General features: G+C 36.9%; 13 protein-coding genes and 13 tRNA genes. 25 read left to right on the forward strand and 1 reads right to left on the reverse strand.

Translation table 11 applies throughout. From position 1 onward, the window contains the following. Positions 1-42 precede the first annotated feature (42 nt). The 4 genes from AC2TDL_RS14495 (at position 43) to AC2TDL_RS14510 (ending at position 3,806) form a co-directional block, all read left to right on the forward strand. Positions 43-420 (forward strand): RidA family protein, encoded by a 378-nt coding sequence (locus tag AC2TDL_RS14495; protein WP_484696799.1) that lies wholly within the window; start codon positions 43-45, stop codon positions 418-420. 399 nt (positions 421-819) lie between these two features. Further along, positions 820-1,797, forward strand: coding sequence for an ABC transporter substrate-binding protein (locus AC2TDL_RS14500; protein ID WP_484696800.1), 978 nt, complete (start codon positions 820-822; stop codon positions 1,795-1,797). A gap of 3 nt (positions 1,798-1,800) precedes the next feature. Then, positions 1,801-2,799 (forward strand): FecCD family ABC transporter permease, encoded by a 999-nt coding sequence (locus AC2TDL_RS14505; RefSeq protein ID WP_484696801.1) that lies wholly within the window; start codon positions 1,801-1,803, stop codon positions 2,797-2,799. Next, positions 2,796-3,806, forward strand: a complete 1,011-nt coding sequence (locus AC2TDL_RS14510; RefSeq protein WP_484696802.1) for a FecCD family ABC transporter permease — start codon at positions 2,796-2,798, stop codon at positions 3,804-3,806. Before AC2TDL_RS14505 ends, AC2TDL_RS14510 begins: the two co-directional genes overlap by 4 nt. Positions 3,807-4,009: 203 nt before the next feature. Here the strand turns inward: AC2TDL_RS14510 and brnQ are convergent, their stop codons facing one another. Beyond that, positions 4,010-5,341, reverse strand: coding sequence for a branched-chain amino acid transport system II carrier protein (gene brnQ / locus AC2TDL_RS14515; RefSeq protein ID WP_484696803.1), 1,332 nt, complete (start codon positions 5,339-5,341; stop codon positions 4,010-4,012). Between the two features lie 222 nt (positions 5,342-5,563). Between brnQ and AC2TDL_RS14520 the strand changes: the two genes are divergently transcribed. The 21 genes from AC2TDL_RS14520 (at position 5,564) to AC2TDL_RS14620 (ending at position 14,109) form a co-directional block, all read left to right on the forward strand. After that, a tRNA-Val gene (locus tag AC2TDL_RS14520) sits at positions 5,564-5,639 on the forward strand. A gap of 45 nt (positions 5,640-5,684) precedes the next feature. Further along, positions 5,685-5,761, forward strand: a tRNA-Met gene (locus tag AC2TDL_RS14525). A gap of 26 nt (positions 5,762-5,787) precedes the next feature. Beyond that, positions 5,788-5,864, forward strand: a tRNA-Asp gene (locus AC2TDL_RS14530). A gap of 16 nt (positions 5,865-5,880) precedes the next feature. Next, positions 5,881-5,956: transfer RNA gene (locus tag AC2TDL_RS14535), tRNA-Phe, on the forward strand. A 17-nt stretch (positions 5,957-5,973) separates the two neighbouring features. Beyond that, positions 5,974-6,049 (forward strand) — tRNA-Thr (locus AC2TDL_RS14540). A gap of 6 nt (positions 6,050-6,055) precedes the next feature. Next, positions 6,056-6,141: transfer RNA gene (locus AC2TDL_RS14545), tRNA-Tyr, on the forward strand. Between the two features lie 7 nt (positions 6,142-6,148). Continuing rightward, positions 6,149-6,222 (forward strand) — tRNA-Trp (locus AC2TDL_RS14550). A gap of 21 nt (positions 6,223-6,243) precedes the next feature. Further along, positions 6,244-6,319 (forward strand) — tRNA-His (locus tag AC2TDL_RS14555). Positions 6,320-6,333: 14 nt separating this feature from the next. Continuing rightward, positions 6,334-6,408, forward strand: a tRNA-Gln gene (locus tag AC2TDL_RS14560). A 25-nt stretch (positions 6,409-6,433) separates the two neighbouring features. Beyond that, positions 6,434-6,508, forward strand: a tRNA-Gly gene (locus AC2TDL_RS14565). Between the two features lie 10 nt (positions 6,509-6,518). After that, a tRNA-Cys gene (locus tag AC2TDL_RS14570) sits at positions 6,519-6,592 on the forward strand. Between the two features lie 20 nt (positions 6,593-6,612). Continuing rightward, positions 6,613-6,689, forward strand: a tRNA-Arg gene (locus AC2TDL_RS14575). A 40-nt stretch (positions 6,690-6,729) separates the two neighbouring features. Then, positions 6,730-6,815 (forward strand) — tRNA-Leu (locus AC2TDL_RS14580). A 175-nt stretch (positions 6,816-6,990) separates the two neighbouring features. Then, a complete protein-coding gene (locus AC2TDL_RS14585) occupies positions 6,991-8,274 on the forward strand; it encodes a type II restriction enzyme (protein ID WP_484696804.1) in 1,284 nt (427 codons plus the stop codon). Between the two features lie 338 nt (positions 8,275-8,612). Then, positions 8,613-9,806: an IS256 family transposase gene (locus AC2TDL_RS14590; RefSeq protein WP_484696305.1), complete on the forward strand. Its 1,194-nt coding sequence runs from the start codon at positions 8,613-8,615 to the stop codon at positions 9,804-9,806. Positions 9,807-9,998: 192 nt separating this feature from the next. Beyond that, on the forward strand, positions 9,999-10,307 hold the full coding sequence (locus AC2TDL_RS14595; protein WP_484696805.1) for a winged helix-turn-helix domain-containing protein: 309 nt from the start codon (positions 9,999-10,001) through the stop codon (positions 10,305-10,307). Between the two features lie 104 nt (positions 10,308-10,411). Next, positions 10,412-10,618 carry a hypothetical protein gene (locus tag AC2TDL_RS14600; protein ID WP_484696806.1) on the forward strand — a complete coding sequence of 69 codons (207 nt, stop codon included), beginning with the start codon at positions 10,412-10,414 and terminating at the stop codon, positions 10,616-10,618. Between the two features lie 116 nt (positions 10,619-10,734). Continuing rightward, entirely contained in the window at positions 10,735-11,205 is a 471-nt protein-coding gene (locus tag AC2TDL_RS14605) for a hypothetical protein (protein ID WP_484696807.1), read from the forward strand. Continuing rightward, entirely contained in the window at positions 11,202-11,651 is a 450-nt protein-coding gene (locus tag AC2TDL_RS14610; RefSeq protein ID WP_484696808.1) for a TlpA family protein disulfide reductase, read from the forward strand. Before AC2TDL_RS14605 ends, AC2TDL_RS14610 begins: the two co-directional genes overlap by 4 nt. Before the next feature lie 112 nt (positions 11,652-11,763). Beyond that, complete coding sequence (locus AC2TDL_RS14615; protein WP_484696809.1) at positions 11,764-13,410, forward strand: ATP-binding cassette domain-containing protein; 1,647 nt, start codon at positions 11,764-11,766, stop codon at positions 13,408-13,410. 51 nt (positions 13,411-13,461) lie between these two features. Continuing rightward, positions 13,462-14,109 carry an ABC transporter ATP-binding protein gene (locus AC2TDL_RS14620; RefSeq protein WP_484696810.1) on the forward strand — a complete coding sequence of 216 codons (648 nt, stop codon included), beginning with the start codon at positions 13,462-13,464 and terminating at the stop codon, positions 14,107-14,109. Positions 14,110-14,127 lie beyond the last annotated feature (18 nt).

The following is a 14,127-nucleotide window of genomic DNA, read 5'->3' on the forward strand; positions in this document are numbered from 1 at the left end:
AAGGCAAAGCACTATATTAGAAGAATAGGTAGGTAATGAACAATGAAACAAGCAATCCATACAGATAATGCGCCACAAGCAATCGGTCCTTATTCCCAAGCTGTAAAGGTCGGCAACCTATTGTTTACATCTGGTCAACTAGGGCTTGATCCAGCAACAGGTCAATTTCCAGAAGGTGTTGCAGAACAGGCAAAACAATCTTTGAATAATGTAAAAGCAATCGTTGAAGCAGCAGGGGCGACCATGAATGATATTGTAAAAACAACTGTATTCTTAAAGGATATGAATGATTTTGCAACTGTAAATGAAGTATATGCAAGCTTCTTTGCACAACCTTATCCAGCCCGCAGTGCAGTTGAAGTTGCAAGACTGCCAAAAGATGCACTAGTTGAGATCGAGGTTATTGTGCAACTTGCGTAAATATATAGTTTGAATTCGATATAAATAACTTAATTTCCAATGCACGCTTAAAACTCCACCGACAGACCAATGAGGCAATGCAAGCCGCTTCCTCGGTCCATCGGTGGAGTTTTTTTACTATTTACTTACTGCTTACTAAGCGAGCTAAAACTTTTTTCGACGACTTTGCCCAAAAAGGCGACGGAGGAGAAAAAAGCTATAGCGCGAAGGTTTTTACTTACTAAGCGAGCTAAAACTGTTTTCGACGACTTTGCCCAAAAGGCGACGGAGGAGAAAACAGTTTTAGCGAGCGTCCTAGTTTATTTTTACCGTATAGACAATATATTCAATAAATGCTAAACTATTTGATAATGATTATCATTAATATTTACTTAAAAGGAGTTAAAGGGGATTAAGGAAATGAAAAAAACAGTAGTAGCTTTATTTTTAATTCTATGTCTTGCATTAGTTGCTTGCAGCAATAGCAGCAATTCCAATTCAAATTCGTCGAAAAATGCCACATCAACGCAAAATTCATCAACTTCCCAAAATGGAGGGAATACTCAAAATGATGACATTGCGCAAAGTGAAACCAAGACATATGAGACGGCAGCAGGATTGGTTGAAATTCCAGTAAATCCGCAACGAATTGTTATTCTTAGCGGGTCATATGCTGGTCATGCTTTGTTTTTAGGAGCACCAGTAGTTGGGGTAGAGTCTTATACTTATGAAAATCCACTTATGGCAGATTATCTTGAAGGAGTAGCAGAAGTAAATCCAGATAATTTAGAGCAAATTATAGAGCTAGAGCCAGATCTTATTATTGCAGAAGATAATGCAACGAACTTAAAGCAGTTAAGTGAGATTGCTCCTACACTTGGTTTGACATATTCTTCACAAACCTATCTTTCTCGTTTAATTGAAATCGGGAAAATCGTAAATAAAGAGAAGGAAGCAAGAGAGTGGGTAGAAGATTTTGAAGCCCGAGCGATTCAAGCAGGCAATGATATACGCGCTAAACTTGGCGATGATGTTACTGTAACAATTATTGAGAGCTGGGATAAAGAGCTTTATGTATTTGGCGATAATTATGGGCGTGGAACTGAAATTTTATATGATGCTATGAAGCTAAAAAGAACAGATGAAGTAAATAAGCTAGTTTCAGACGCAGGTTATTCTGCGATTTCTCCTGAAATATTGCCACAGCTTGGCGGCGACTTTCTTGTATTTAGTAAATCTAGCACTGCAGATAACTCATTCTTGGAAACAGAAACCTATAAAAATCTTGAATCGGTTAAAAATAATCGGGTGTTAACGGCAGATGCAGCACAATTTTACTTTGATGATCCTGTTACGCTTGAATATCAGCTTCACTTCTTTATTGAAGGAATTAAATGATCTATGAAAAATCAAGTTTTAACGAATACTTTAATCACGTTTGGGTTATTGGTGCTGCTCCTGCTCATTTTTGTTGCATCTATTGTTTTAGGTGCAGCTGATATATCGCTGAGTAATGTTTTACAAGCGCTCTTCACCAATAAAGTAAATGATCAAATATTAGTTATTCGTGAGATCAGATTACCAAGAGAACTAGCAGCTCTATTTATTGGAGCTGCTCTTGCTGTTGCTGGTGCGATAATGCAAGGAATGACAAGGAATCCGCTAGCTGATCCAGGTTTGTTAGGTTTGACGGCAGGAGCGAATACAGCACTTACTGTCACAATGGCATTTGCCATTCAAGTCTCGTTTATATCTATGCTGGTTGCTTGTTTCGTAGGTTCAGCTCTAGGTGCAATGCTTGTCTTTGCTATTGGAGCAATGAAAAGAAATGGTTTTTCTCCTGTTCGCTTAGTACTGTCAGGAGCTGCGGTATCGGCATTTCTTTTTGCAGTTTCGGAAGGGATAGCGATTAACTTTCGTGTCGCTAAAGATGTTTCGATGTGGACATCAGGAGGCTTTGTTGGAAGTAATTGGAGCCAGTTGCAATTGCTTGTTCCAATTATCGTTTTAGGAATACTTATTGCGATTTTACTTTCTAGGCAGGTTACAATATTAAGTTTAAATGAAGAAGTAGCGACAAGCCTTGGTCAAAAAACGTCTATAGTTAAAGCTATTTTATTTGTCGTTATTATTATTCTTGCAGGTGCATCTGTAGCAGTAGCGGGTAATCTTGTGTTTGTAGGATTAATGGTTCCGCACATTGCAAGAAAGCTGGTAGGGGTAGACTATAAACGGATTATTCCAATTTCAGCAATGTTAGGAGCAATATTTTTACTAGCGGCGGATACGGTTGCAAGAACTATCAATGCTCCTTATGAAACTTCAATTGTAGCTATTGTCGCCGTTATCGGTGTTCCATTTTTCTTATTTATTGTAAATAAGCGAGGTGGAACAGCATGAATGTAATAAGAAAAAAGAGTATAAAGCAATTATGGATTGTATTGAGTTTATTTTTACTTATCGTTATTACGTTTATTTTAGGAATGGGAATCGGTCATGCATCATTAGCCTTTGATCGTTTAATTCCTACCATACTAGGTGAGGGAACGACAAAAGAAACAACGATTTTATTTTCCATTCGTCTGCCGCGAATGTTGATAACGTTGCTCGCAGGAATGGCGTTAGCTCTTTCTGGGGCGATATTGCAGAGCATTACAAAAAACGAACTTGCTGAACCAGGCTTACTTGGCATTAATTCAGGAGCTGGTGTAGCGATTACGTTATATTACTTTTTTGCACCAGTAGGACAGAAATATGCTTTAATCTTCCCGCTAGTTGCATTATTAGGCGGCTTATTGACTGTTGCAATTATTTATCTGTTTTCTTATCAGCGCCATATTGGGTTTAGTCCAACAAGATTAGTTTTGACCGGTGTTGGGATTTCAATGGCACTATCTGGAATTATGGTCATTCTCATTGCTTCAGCGGAGTATGAGAAGGTACAATTTGTTACGAAATGGCTAGCAGGAAATATTTGGGGAGCTGATTGGCCATATATTGCAGCATTGTTGCCATGGCTAATTGTCTTTATTCCATTTACTTTCTATAAAATGAATACGATAAATGTAATTAGCTTAGGTGATGCTGCATCTATTGGTTTAGGAGCAAAGCTAAATCGCGAGAGAGGACTATTGCTATTAGCTGCAATTTCTCTTGCCACAGCTGCTGTTTCAGTCACTGGAGGCATATCGTTTATTGGTTTGCTAGGACCGCATATTGCTAAAGCGCTTGTTGGACCAAGAGCACAAAGATTTATACCTGTATCGATTCTACTTGGCGGATGGTTATTACTGCTTGCAGATCTTATTGGCAGAAATATTGCTTATCCAGATGGTTTGCCAGCAGGAGTTGTTGTGGCACTAATTGGTGCACCATATTTTGTATTTCTTCTTTCTCGAATGAAATAGTCTAGTATAAAACAATAGTATAATACCCATAAAACCCACTGCTAACTAAAAAGGTGCTGTTCCTTAAAAGTTTTTTACACTCTTTGGAAAATGCAGCACCTAGGTTAAGCAGTGGGCTTTATTATATAGATTTAAGAAGTCTTAACATGTGGGCGTGGAATGATCATTTCATCTCATTCCATTTCAACGCCTTTGAAGTTTAACTATTCTGTAGCTACATCGACTTGTGATTTGCTTGGCCAAACAAAGCCAATCAAGCCCCCAATAAAAGCTGGAATAAGCCAGCCAAGTCCAATATCGTACATTGGTACATATGAACTATAAAAATCATGCAGTGCTTCAACTTTCAAAATCGAGTTATCTAAACCTTCAACAATGCTTACGATAAAAGTAAAGGCTAAGCTAAACCAATAGATTGCACGTTTACCTTTAAACAATGGATGAAGGAAAGTTAATATCATCAGCACCATTGCTAATGGATAGATAGTCGTTAGTACAGGTACGGAAATTTCAATAAGCTCAGTTAAGCCAACATTTGCAAGTAATGCGCTAATAATTGATAACAGAACAGCGTACGTCTTATATGACAGACGAGGCATTAATCTGTGCAAGTAACTAGAGCATGCTGTTGTTAGTCCAATACTTGTCGTTAAACAAGCAAGCAACACAATAACTCCTAAAATAATATTTCCGTATACGCCGAAATAATATTGCGAAATTTGTGTTAACACTTGTCCGCCATTTTCCTGATAGCCTACTCCTTCTACGCTCGTTGCTCCGATAAAGGAAAGGGCCGAGTAAATAATTGCAAGAAATGCAGCAGAGATTAATGAGCATTTCACACCAGTTATTAGCAGGCTTTTTTTAGTGCTTGCTCCTTTTTCCTTAATTGCATTGATGACGATTATCCCGAATACAAATGCTGCCAGCGCGTCCATCGTTAAATATCCTTCTTGGAAACCTTGGAACAGTGCATCAGCCTGATATTTTCCTTGTGGAGGCTGCAAAGAGCCAAGCGGGTTAAATAAAGCAACAATGCTTAAAATAGCGATAAATAAAATCAGCAACGGTGTAAGAAGCTTACCAACAATATCAATCATTTTTGATGGACTTAAAGAAAGAAACAGGGTTATTGCAAAAAATAAAACTGTGAAAATAAGCAATACAATTGTATTATTTTGTTCAGCAACAAACGGTTTAATTGCGATTTCATACGATACGCTTCCTGTTCTAGGCATCGCAAACAATGGACCAATTGTTAGGTATAGAGTAGTTGTAAAAATGACTCCGTAAATCGGATTGACGCGACTCGCTAAAGAAAGCAGGTCTGGTTTACCAGAAAAACTAAAGGCAATAACACCGAGCAACGGTAAGCCAACGCCAGTAAGTAAAAAGCCTATCGTTGCAGATAAAACCTCTGTTCCTGATAATTGCCCAAGCATTACAGGAAAAACTAAATTACCTGCTCCAAAGAAAAGAGCAAAAAGCATAAGACCGATAACAATCATGTCTTTTGTAGAAATGGTATTGTTCATAAAAAACTCCTTTTATTAAGAAATAACGTGAATTATTATATCAGAATTCTAAAAACGATGCTTATATCTGGGTAAATTTACATATGATGATTTGATGAAGTAGGTATTAAAATAAATTGAACTATTTAATTTTAAAAATATCCTTGACATTCAATTGAAAATCATGATATATTATTTGAGTCACACCGAACGGGTGATGAACATAATAATTGATTGTTTTACGGAGGATTAGCTCAGCTGGGAGAGCATCTGCCTTACAAGCAGAGGGTCGGCGGTTCGATCCCGTCATCCTCCACCATATTCCGATTAATTTCGGACAAACATAGTTGGAGAAGTTTAATGCCGCGGGGTGGAGCAGTTCGGTAGCTCGTCGGGCTCATAACCCGAAGGCCACAGGTTCAAATCCTGTCCCCGCAACCAAAAAAAAGAAGTCCCTTTTGTTGTATGGAGCTGTGGTGTAGAGGCCTAACATGCCTGCCTGTCACGCAGGAGATCGCGAGTTCGAATCTCGTCAGCTCCGCCATCTACGACAACGATTGGGCTCGGTAGCTCAGTCGGTAGAGCAGAGGACTGAAAATCCTCGTGTCGGCGGTTCGATTCCGTCCCGAGCCACCATGATATTCATTACATATGCCGCTTTAGCTCAATTGGTAGAGCAACTGACTTGTAATCAGTAGGTTGGGGGTTCAAGTCCTCTAGGCGGCACCATTGTAAGGGAGATTAGCGAAGTGGCCAAACGCAGCAGACTGTAAATCTGTTCTCTGACGAGTTCGGTGGTTCGAATCCATCATCTCCCACCATTCCTATAGGGGCATAGTTTAAAGGTAGAACAAAGGTCTCCAAAACCTTTGGTGTGGGTTCGATTCCTGCTGCCCCTGCCAAAGGAAGATTAATAGAATATGGCGGTCGTGGCGAAGTGGTTAACGCACCGGATTGTGGCTCCGGCATTCGTGGGTTCAAGTCCCATCGATCGCCCCATTAAAACATGACGCTGGGGATTAGCCAAGCGGTAAGGCAACGGACTTTGACTCCGTCATTCCAAGGTTCGAATCCTTGATCCCCAGCCATTTATTTATAAACAATATTAACTATGCGGAAGTGGCTCAGCGGTAGAGCATCGCCTTGCCAAGGCGAGGGTCGCGGGTTCGATTCCCGTCTTCCGCTCCATAATTAATTTGGCGCCATAGCCAAGTGGTAAGGCAGAGCTCTGCAAAAGCTTTACCCCCAGTTCGAATCTGGGTGGCGCCTCCACAAATCACAAGCAAGAACATGCGGCCTTAGCTCAGCTGGATAGAGCGTTTGACTACGAATCAAAAGGTCAGGAGTTCGAATCTCTTAGGCCGCGCCATCTTTGCTAGCTGAAATAGGGCGCAAAGAAAAGAGAATAAGCCGGTGTGGCGGAATGGCAGACGCGACGGACTCAAAATCCGTTTCTCGCAAGGGAGTGGGGGTTCAAGTCCCTTCACCGGCACCAGTACATACAAGCGTAGCTCATTAGAGAACTTCTCTAATGGGCTTTTTTGATTTCTTTTTGTAGTTATATAATAGTGTTTATAGATGTTCACGACAACTTGTCCTAATGAGGAGAGCCGATTAATTGAGGATGATCATCATTATAATGGGAAATAAGGAGGCTCTAGTTATCGAAAATGGTACAGAAAACGAAAAACGATAGGGCATGGGAAGAAATATTTAAAAAGTATGATATTTTACAAGAGATAAAATTAAATGGATTTTTTGAAATAGCTGCAGACAATATCAAGGAGTTTCGTGAACCGCGCTTAATGTGTAAATTTGACCATGAAAGCAATTTGCCAGATATTTTTAAAAGCAATCATTTAAATGTTCTGCCGCTATCAACAAAATCCTATATCATTGGCGATTTTAAATTGTTTAAGGAGTTACAGTATGATCAAACCATCGTACCAAAATTGATGAGTATTCCAGCTCATATCGAAACCGTCAAGCCTACCGATTTGTATTCAGAGGCATCAGCTCTTCATTGTGCGTATTTAACAGGTATGATCGATGACTTTTTAGGTGAAGAAACCGCATTTACGGTTAGCGGAAAAATGGGCAGCGGTAATTTTAAATATGATGTACTTAGCAGTACTGGGGCTGCTAGACAAATTCATGTTACTGGTGCGATGATTGAGGTTGACGGAGGATATGAAGGACGGACAAACTTTATGTTAGTTGAAGCGAAAAAGCAAAAAGTAGATAATTTCAACATTAGACAGCTTTATTATCCTTATCGAGTATGGAGGCAAAAAACAAATAAGAAGATACGCCCTGTTTTTTTCACAATATCCAACGATGTATTTCATTTCTTTGAGTTTGAATTTGAAAATGATAATATTTATAATTCATTAGTTTTAGTAAGACAGCAGGATTATATGGTCAATTATGAAAGCATCACACAACAAGATGTGAATGAAGTAGCGGCAAGTATTAAAAATTTTGTTGATGAACCTGAAGTACCATTTCCACAAGCAGATGATTTTAGAAAAGTGCTTGATTTACTAGCTTATTTGTATGAACAAGATATGACAAAGGAGGATATAGCGGAGCAGATTGATTTTGATAAACGACAAAGCGATTATTATTATAATAGTTGTCTTTATTTAGGTTTGGCAAATAAATATCGCAATGAGGAAGGCACGTTTGCAACGCTTAATGAAGAAGGCAGAAGAATTATGCAACTTCCTTATCGACAAAAACGATTAGCGTTGGCGCAGCGGATTTTACAGCATAAGGTGTTTAAAGAAATCTATGATAAAACGGTTGAAGAAGGAAATGTTACGACAGATTACATTGTCAGTAGAATGAAACATCATCAGTTATACAATATTTGTTCAGAGTCAACTTACCGCAGACGAGCATCGACGATTCGAGGGTGGGTTAAGTGGTTACGAGAGTTACCGAATGATTAATTGTGAATAAGAGCTCAATAGCTATATAAGCTCGGCATCGATAAGCATTATTTTTAGACTGCTTTATGTAATCTAAAAATAATGCTTCTTTTTTATAAAATATTTCCCTACGGTCTAAATAACTAATAAGAAGGTGTACTGTTAATATGTAAAATTGATGTAGAGATTTAAATTTTAGCTTAGAAGTCATAAATATAAAAAAAAGAATCACTAAAATAGAATCTTCATGCATATAGGATGGAGATAACGTACAATTAAGTTCGCAAATATAAAAAAGGAAAAGTCATCGGTACCTCCGAATTGGTAAGTGTCGAGCAAACCAGAAGGAGAGATAACCGATGACCTACCCTCATTTTAATGGAAACTTAGAACAAATGCTATTGCAATTTATGTCGGAGCAGGACCCGATGTTATCGATGCTACAATGGCTATGTGAGCAACTCATGGAAGCAGAAGTTACAGCGAAAGTACAAGCTCAAAAATCTGAGCGCACAGATAGCAGAGAGGCTTACCGATCAGGCTACCGTGTGCGTCGTTTTGACACGCGTATGGGTACGATGTATCTCTTTGTTCCGAAGTTGCGGAAAGGAGGCTATGTGCCGTTCTTTGTCACAGAGAAATCACGTTCAGAAACCGCCTTGCTTCAAGTGATTCAGGAAGCCTATATTCAAGGCGTATCCACGCGCAAGATCAAGAAGCTTGCAAGCTCATTAGGCATTGAATCCATTTCAGCTAGTCAAGTCTCTCATATTACCAAAGAGCTCAACGAGCAAGTAGAAGCCTTCCGCAACCGTCAATTAGCCGACACATATCCTGTGCTGTGGGTCGATGCCTTGTATGAGAAAATTCGTGATGGGCATCGTGTCGTAAACATGGCTGTGCAGGTTGTCATCGGCATGGATCTAGAAGGTAAACGTGAGATCTTAGCGATTGAACCGATGCTGGAAGAGTCCGAAGCGACCTACAAAACGCTCTTTGAAGGACTAAAAGCTAGAGGGCTACAAGACGTTTGGCTTGTCGTAAGTGATGCTCACAAGGGGCTCTCTAAAGCCATTCGTGAGTCATTCCTTGGTTGTTCTTGGCAACGTTGTAAAGTTCATATGATGCGCAATGTCTTAGCGCATATTCCAAGTCGTGACAAAGAGAGATTTGCTGCTAGACTAAAACAAATCTGGTTACAACCTGATTACCAAACTGCTTTATCTTACGCTGAGCATCTCATGGATACGGAGGAAAAACAGTATCCTGCTGCGATTCAAACGTTAGAGGAAGGACTTGAGGATACCCTGCAATTCTTCCACTTTGAAGAAATGGACAGTCGTAAAATATCCTCTACCAACCTACTTGAACGCTTAAACAAAGAGATACGAAGACGTACGCGTGTAGTGGGGGTATTCCCCAACCAGGACTCCTACATTCGCTTAGTCACTAGTTATCTGATCGAGTACAGTGAGGAATGGTCTAGTGGACGTTCCTACATTCATCCTAAGATTATTCAACAAATTCAAGAAAAACGACTACTTGCTGCATAAACCGATGTGAGGTACTGATGCTTTTTGCGAACTATATTTGACACTAACTAGGATGGAAATTGAGTTGTCTATTACAAAAATATCTATTTATGTTTTTTATTTCGTATCATATAAGTTGTAATCTAGCTGCTTTTGTTTGCTTCAAAGGACATTATATTAACTCAAAAAAAGGAGGGGAATTTCATTACTGTTTTGTATAGAAACGTTGTTACCATTCATCCAAAACTTGTTATAGATTTTGGGAAAGGGGTCTATATAAAGGATGATGTTGCTTACGCTTTATCTAGATTAGAAATTAGATTGCTCGAAAAGCTAGTAGCTAATAAAGGTAGAATTGTAAGTAACGATCAATTAATTAAATTTCTTTGGTTTACAACAGATTATTACACAAAAAATGAACTGCATGTACTTATTAGCCGATTAAGAAAAAAAATAGAGAAAGATCCTAAGAACCCTCAACATCTTATTACTGTTCGTGGGAGAGGCTATATACTTAAGTAGACATTTGTCGAAAAACTGAATTAAATGAAAGGTTTTCGATTTGATAATTATGGTAATTTATAATTGCAATTGCAAATCAAAAAATATTAAATGAGGTGATTTTTATGGCATGTCCAGGAGGTACAAGCCCACATCCAACTGAACCAGTTTGTTATGGAGATCCATACTGTAACCTTGGCGATTGGTGTAATCCACTTTGGCCATGGTCAGGGGACTCAAGAATTCAACATCAATATCAGCGTTGTGTAAACAACAAAACTGGTGCTGTTACTTGCGAATATGTCAAGACTGTAACAATCGAATGCTGCTAAGGATAACTTAGTTGCATTAACTAAAAGAGCGGCAAGTGGCAATTATGAAATTATTTTTGATTCATAAACGCGAGCACTTTCCGCTCTTTTCAAAGGTATGAAATTGGAGGATAAAGATGAGTAGATTATTAGGTAATCATCGTAAATTTTTTAAAAGAAAAGAAGATAAGTTTGAAGTGGGAGATTATATTGGTGATTTGGTTTTAGAGGAGCCGAATATTAAGGTGAAAGATGAAATAAGGGAGAATAATCATCTTGTCTTAGTATTACTAAGTACTAGTTGCACTCCTTGTCAAGGAGCGCTAGAAGTCATAGATAGATTTACTAAAGAAATTAAAGATTTACGAATATTTATTTTGATAGACACACAACAAGATAGCTTCGAAGAGTTAAGTGATTATTTTAAAGATAGAGTAAAGTTGCAAAGAGTTGAAGTAAAGAAACTTGAGAAGTTATTTGGTAATGCAAGGGTGCCTTTTGGTTATGGAATTAACAATGAAGGAATTGTTCTTTCTAAGTTTTCATTTACTGATGAAAAATGGTTCAGAGAAGTTATTAATCCGATAAAGGAGTTTATTAGTGTATGAATTTTGCGAAGTTTTTTTCTAAGCAACGTGATAATACTGTTGAAATTAAATCATTTGAACGGTACGAGACTTTTCCATTTGATGACGATAATAAAAATAGAACTGATTCGTATCTTTTGCTATGCTTTATTTCTTTCTATTGTAATGACTGTATCGAACTGCTACCACATTTAAATGAGTTAAACGGCTTAACAGAGCATTTCATATTATTTACGAACGGAAGTGAAGAAGAGAATATTGAACTTAGAGAGCATTTTCAATTCACATTCCCTATTTATTCTTACCAACATGAAGAACTACTTTATAAATATCGTGTTAAAATAACTCCATATATATATATGTTAAACCCTTCTCGCCAAGTAATAGCTGACAGTGTTGTTGATACTGTAGATGATATACGAGCATTTGTTAATAATTCGATCAAATATTTAGAGCATCCAAAATAACTTACAAAAGGAGTGAAGGCACTTGTATAAAAAGCTGCTTAGAAATACAGGACTATCGTTTCTTTTGATAAGTTGTATTACAGTTCTCCTAATTCTATTGAATATTTTTAATTTGAAAATAACAAAGGAACTCTTTGACAATATAGTTGGTAATCAGGAAATTAATCAAATAATAATGCTTGTTGCAATGGTAGTAGGTATTAAGCTTACTACTTCTTTATTGACCACGTTACAATTGTTAGAGGAGTACAAGCTATCTACTAGATTAGGAAATAATACTGAAAGAACGTTTTTAGAAAAAATCGTACCTAAGACAGTTACATTAACAGAAGATGCGAATTATCGAAATGATATTACCTTCTTAAGAAGTTCTTTGTTACAGGCTAGCAATTCTCTCATTTCATCAGTTCAATTTGTACAAAAACTAATTTATCTTTTCACATACGGGTTTGTTCTTTTAAATTTTTCTTGGTATTTACCTATAGTTATATTACTTTATAGTATTCCTCAATTTGTCTTTAATATTAGGAATTCAAAAAAACGATTCCGGTTCACTGAGAAAATAAATCAACACGATAGAGAAAAATCCTATATTTCAGAATCTATCTTAAAACCAAATTATCAATCTGAAATCATATTATTGAATGTTAGAAAATTTTTTGTTAATAAATGGAATAAAATAACAGAACGTATAACCAAACAATCTATATCATTTAAAAGAAAGGAATTAGCTGCAAATTTCTGTTACGGTATATCCAATCCTGTAGGTTTTGGAATTGTTCAATTATTGTTAATCGTTCAAGTTTTTAATAGTAGTGCTACTATTGGTGACTATGCATCAATACTTGTAGCAGTGTCGCTAGTAGAAGTGAATTTAGTGGGACTAGCTCAATCTAGTTCGCAAATCAGTCATATTTTACTTACTAAAAAGAAGTTGAAAGCTTTTTGGGAAAAATATCAGGCGAGTCACTCCTCTGTTTATGAGAATGTAGAGGATTTAATAGAAGTAAAACATATTCGATTAAAACTAGAGCAATTTACTTATATCAATCAAAATAAACCTGCTTTGGAAAATATCGATATTGAAATCAAAGCAGGGGATTTTATTGCGATTGTAGGTGATAATGGTTCAGGAAAATCTACACTTACTAAGATACTATTAGGCTTGCATGATGTTGAAGAAGGAGTTTTATATTATAACAATAAAGATATAACAACAATGGAAAGATTAAGTTTATACACCAGATTTTCTATAGTTAATCAAAATTATATGTGTTATCCATTAACACTATATGAGAATATTGCACTGGAAGAAATGCAAGAAAGCAATGAAATAATTCGAGAAAGACTTCAAAATTTAAAAAATAAATATCCGTATTTACTACCTGATATAGATTTTGGAACTTTGCTAGGGAATGAATTTTCAGGTTCTTATCAATTATCAGGAGGACAATGGCAAAGGGTTGCAATTGCGAGAGGACTATTTAAGAGATGTGATGTTTTAGTGATAGATGAAGCAACGTCAGCATTGGATCCTCAGACGGCGTTGAAAATAATTCAACAATTAAAAGAGGAGAGACGAGATTTAATAACTATTATGGTGACTCATCAGTTGGATTTAACTCAATATGCCAACAAAATTTATGTAATGAATCAAGGGAGAATTGTTAAAGAAGGTACCTATGAAGAGATAAGTAACGTAGAAACGAGCAATATGGTAGAGAATAAATTTGATAAATTGTTGGTTGAAAGTACATGATTAATGCAATGTTCAATCATAGCTGAATATTGGAAATAAGGTGAATTAATAGTGATAACAATTAGTGATGTAGATAAATCTTTTATTGACGGAGAGTCTAAACGAAACATCTTTTCTAACTTTTCATTGGAAATTACTGAAGGCGAATTTGTTAGCATCATGGGACCATCAGGTTGTGGGAAATCTACACTACTTAATTTAATTGCTGGAACGGAAAAGGTTGATAGAGGGAAAATTTTTATAGAAGAAACAGAGATTACTTCATTATCTGAAGTTAAAATGACTGAGTTTCGACTTAATCATATGGGATTTATTTTTCAACATTATCATTTGATTCCTGTTTTAAATTGTTTAGACAATGTATCCTTACCGCTTATTGCTAAAGGAATAAGTGAAAAGGAAGCAACTCGTCGAGCAAAAGCTGTGCTAGAAGAACTAGGTTTAGAAGACATGATCTACAAATATCCGGCTAAATTATCTGGCGGACAGAATCAAAGAGTTTCTATTGCTAGAGCTATCGTAGGTTCCCCTAAAATTATTTTAGCTGATGAACCTACAGGAGCGCTTGATCCAGATAATACTAAAATGATAGTTAACTTGTTACACCGGATTAGCAAGGAGAAACATACTACAATAATTATGGTAACACATAATGAAAATATTGCAGATGAAACAGATAGAATTGTGAGATTGAGTTAATGCAAGATAAAAACGGTG

It is taken from the genome of Paenibacillus sp. plas6, from assembly GCF_057221655.1.

Excerpts from the sequence above, each read along its gene's own strand:
- AC2TDL_RS14495 (WP_484696799.1), top strand. The coding sequence starts at position 43 with ATGAAACAAGCAATCCATACAGATAATGCGCCACAAGCAATCGGTCCT.
- AC2TDL_RS14500 (WP_484696800.1), top strand. The coding sequence starts at position 820 with ATGAAAAAAACAGTAGTAGCTTTATTTTTAATTCTATGTCTTGCATTA.
- AC2TDL_RS14505 (WP_484696801.1), top strand. The coding sequence starts at position 1,801 with ATGAAAAATCAAGTTTTAACGAATACTTTAATCACGTTTGGGTTATTG.
- AC2TDL_RS14510 (WP_484696802.1), top strand. The coding sequence starts at position 2,796 with ATGAATGTAATAAGAAAAAAGAGTATAAAGCAATTATGGATTGTATTG.
- brnQ (WP_484696803.1), bottom strand. The coding sequence starts at position 5,341 with ATGAACAATACCATTTCTACAAAAGACATGATTGTTATCGGTCTTATG.
- AC2TDL_RS14585 (WP_484696804.1), top strand. The coding sequence starts at position 6,991 with ATGGTACAGAAAACGAAAAACGATAGGGCATGGGAAGAAATATTTAAA.
- AC2TDL_RS14590 (WP_484696305.1), top strand. The coding sequence starts at position 8,613 with ATGACCTACCCTCATTTTAATGGAAACTTAGAACAAATGCTATTGCAA.
- AC2TDL_RS14600 (WP_484696806.1), top strand. The coding sequence starts at position 10,412 with ATGGCATGTCCAGGAGGTACAAGCCCACATCCAACTGAACCAGTTTGT.
- AC2TDL_RS14605 (WP_484696807.1), top strand. The coding sequence starts at position 10,735 with ATGAGTAGATTATTAGGTAATCATCGTAAATTTTTTAAAAGAAAAGAA.
- AC2TDL_RS14610 (WP_484696808.1), top strand. The coding sequence starts at position 11,202 with ATGAATTTTGCGAAGTTTTTTTCTAAGCAACGTGATAATACTGTTGAA.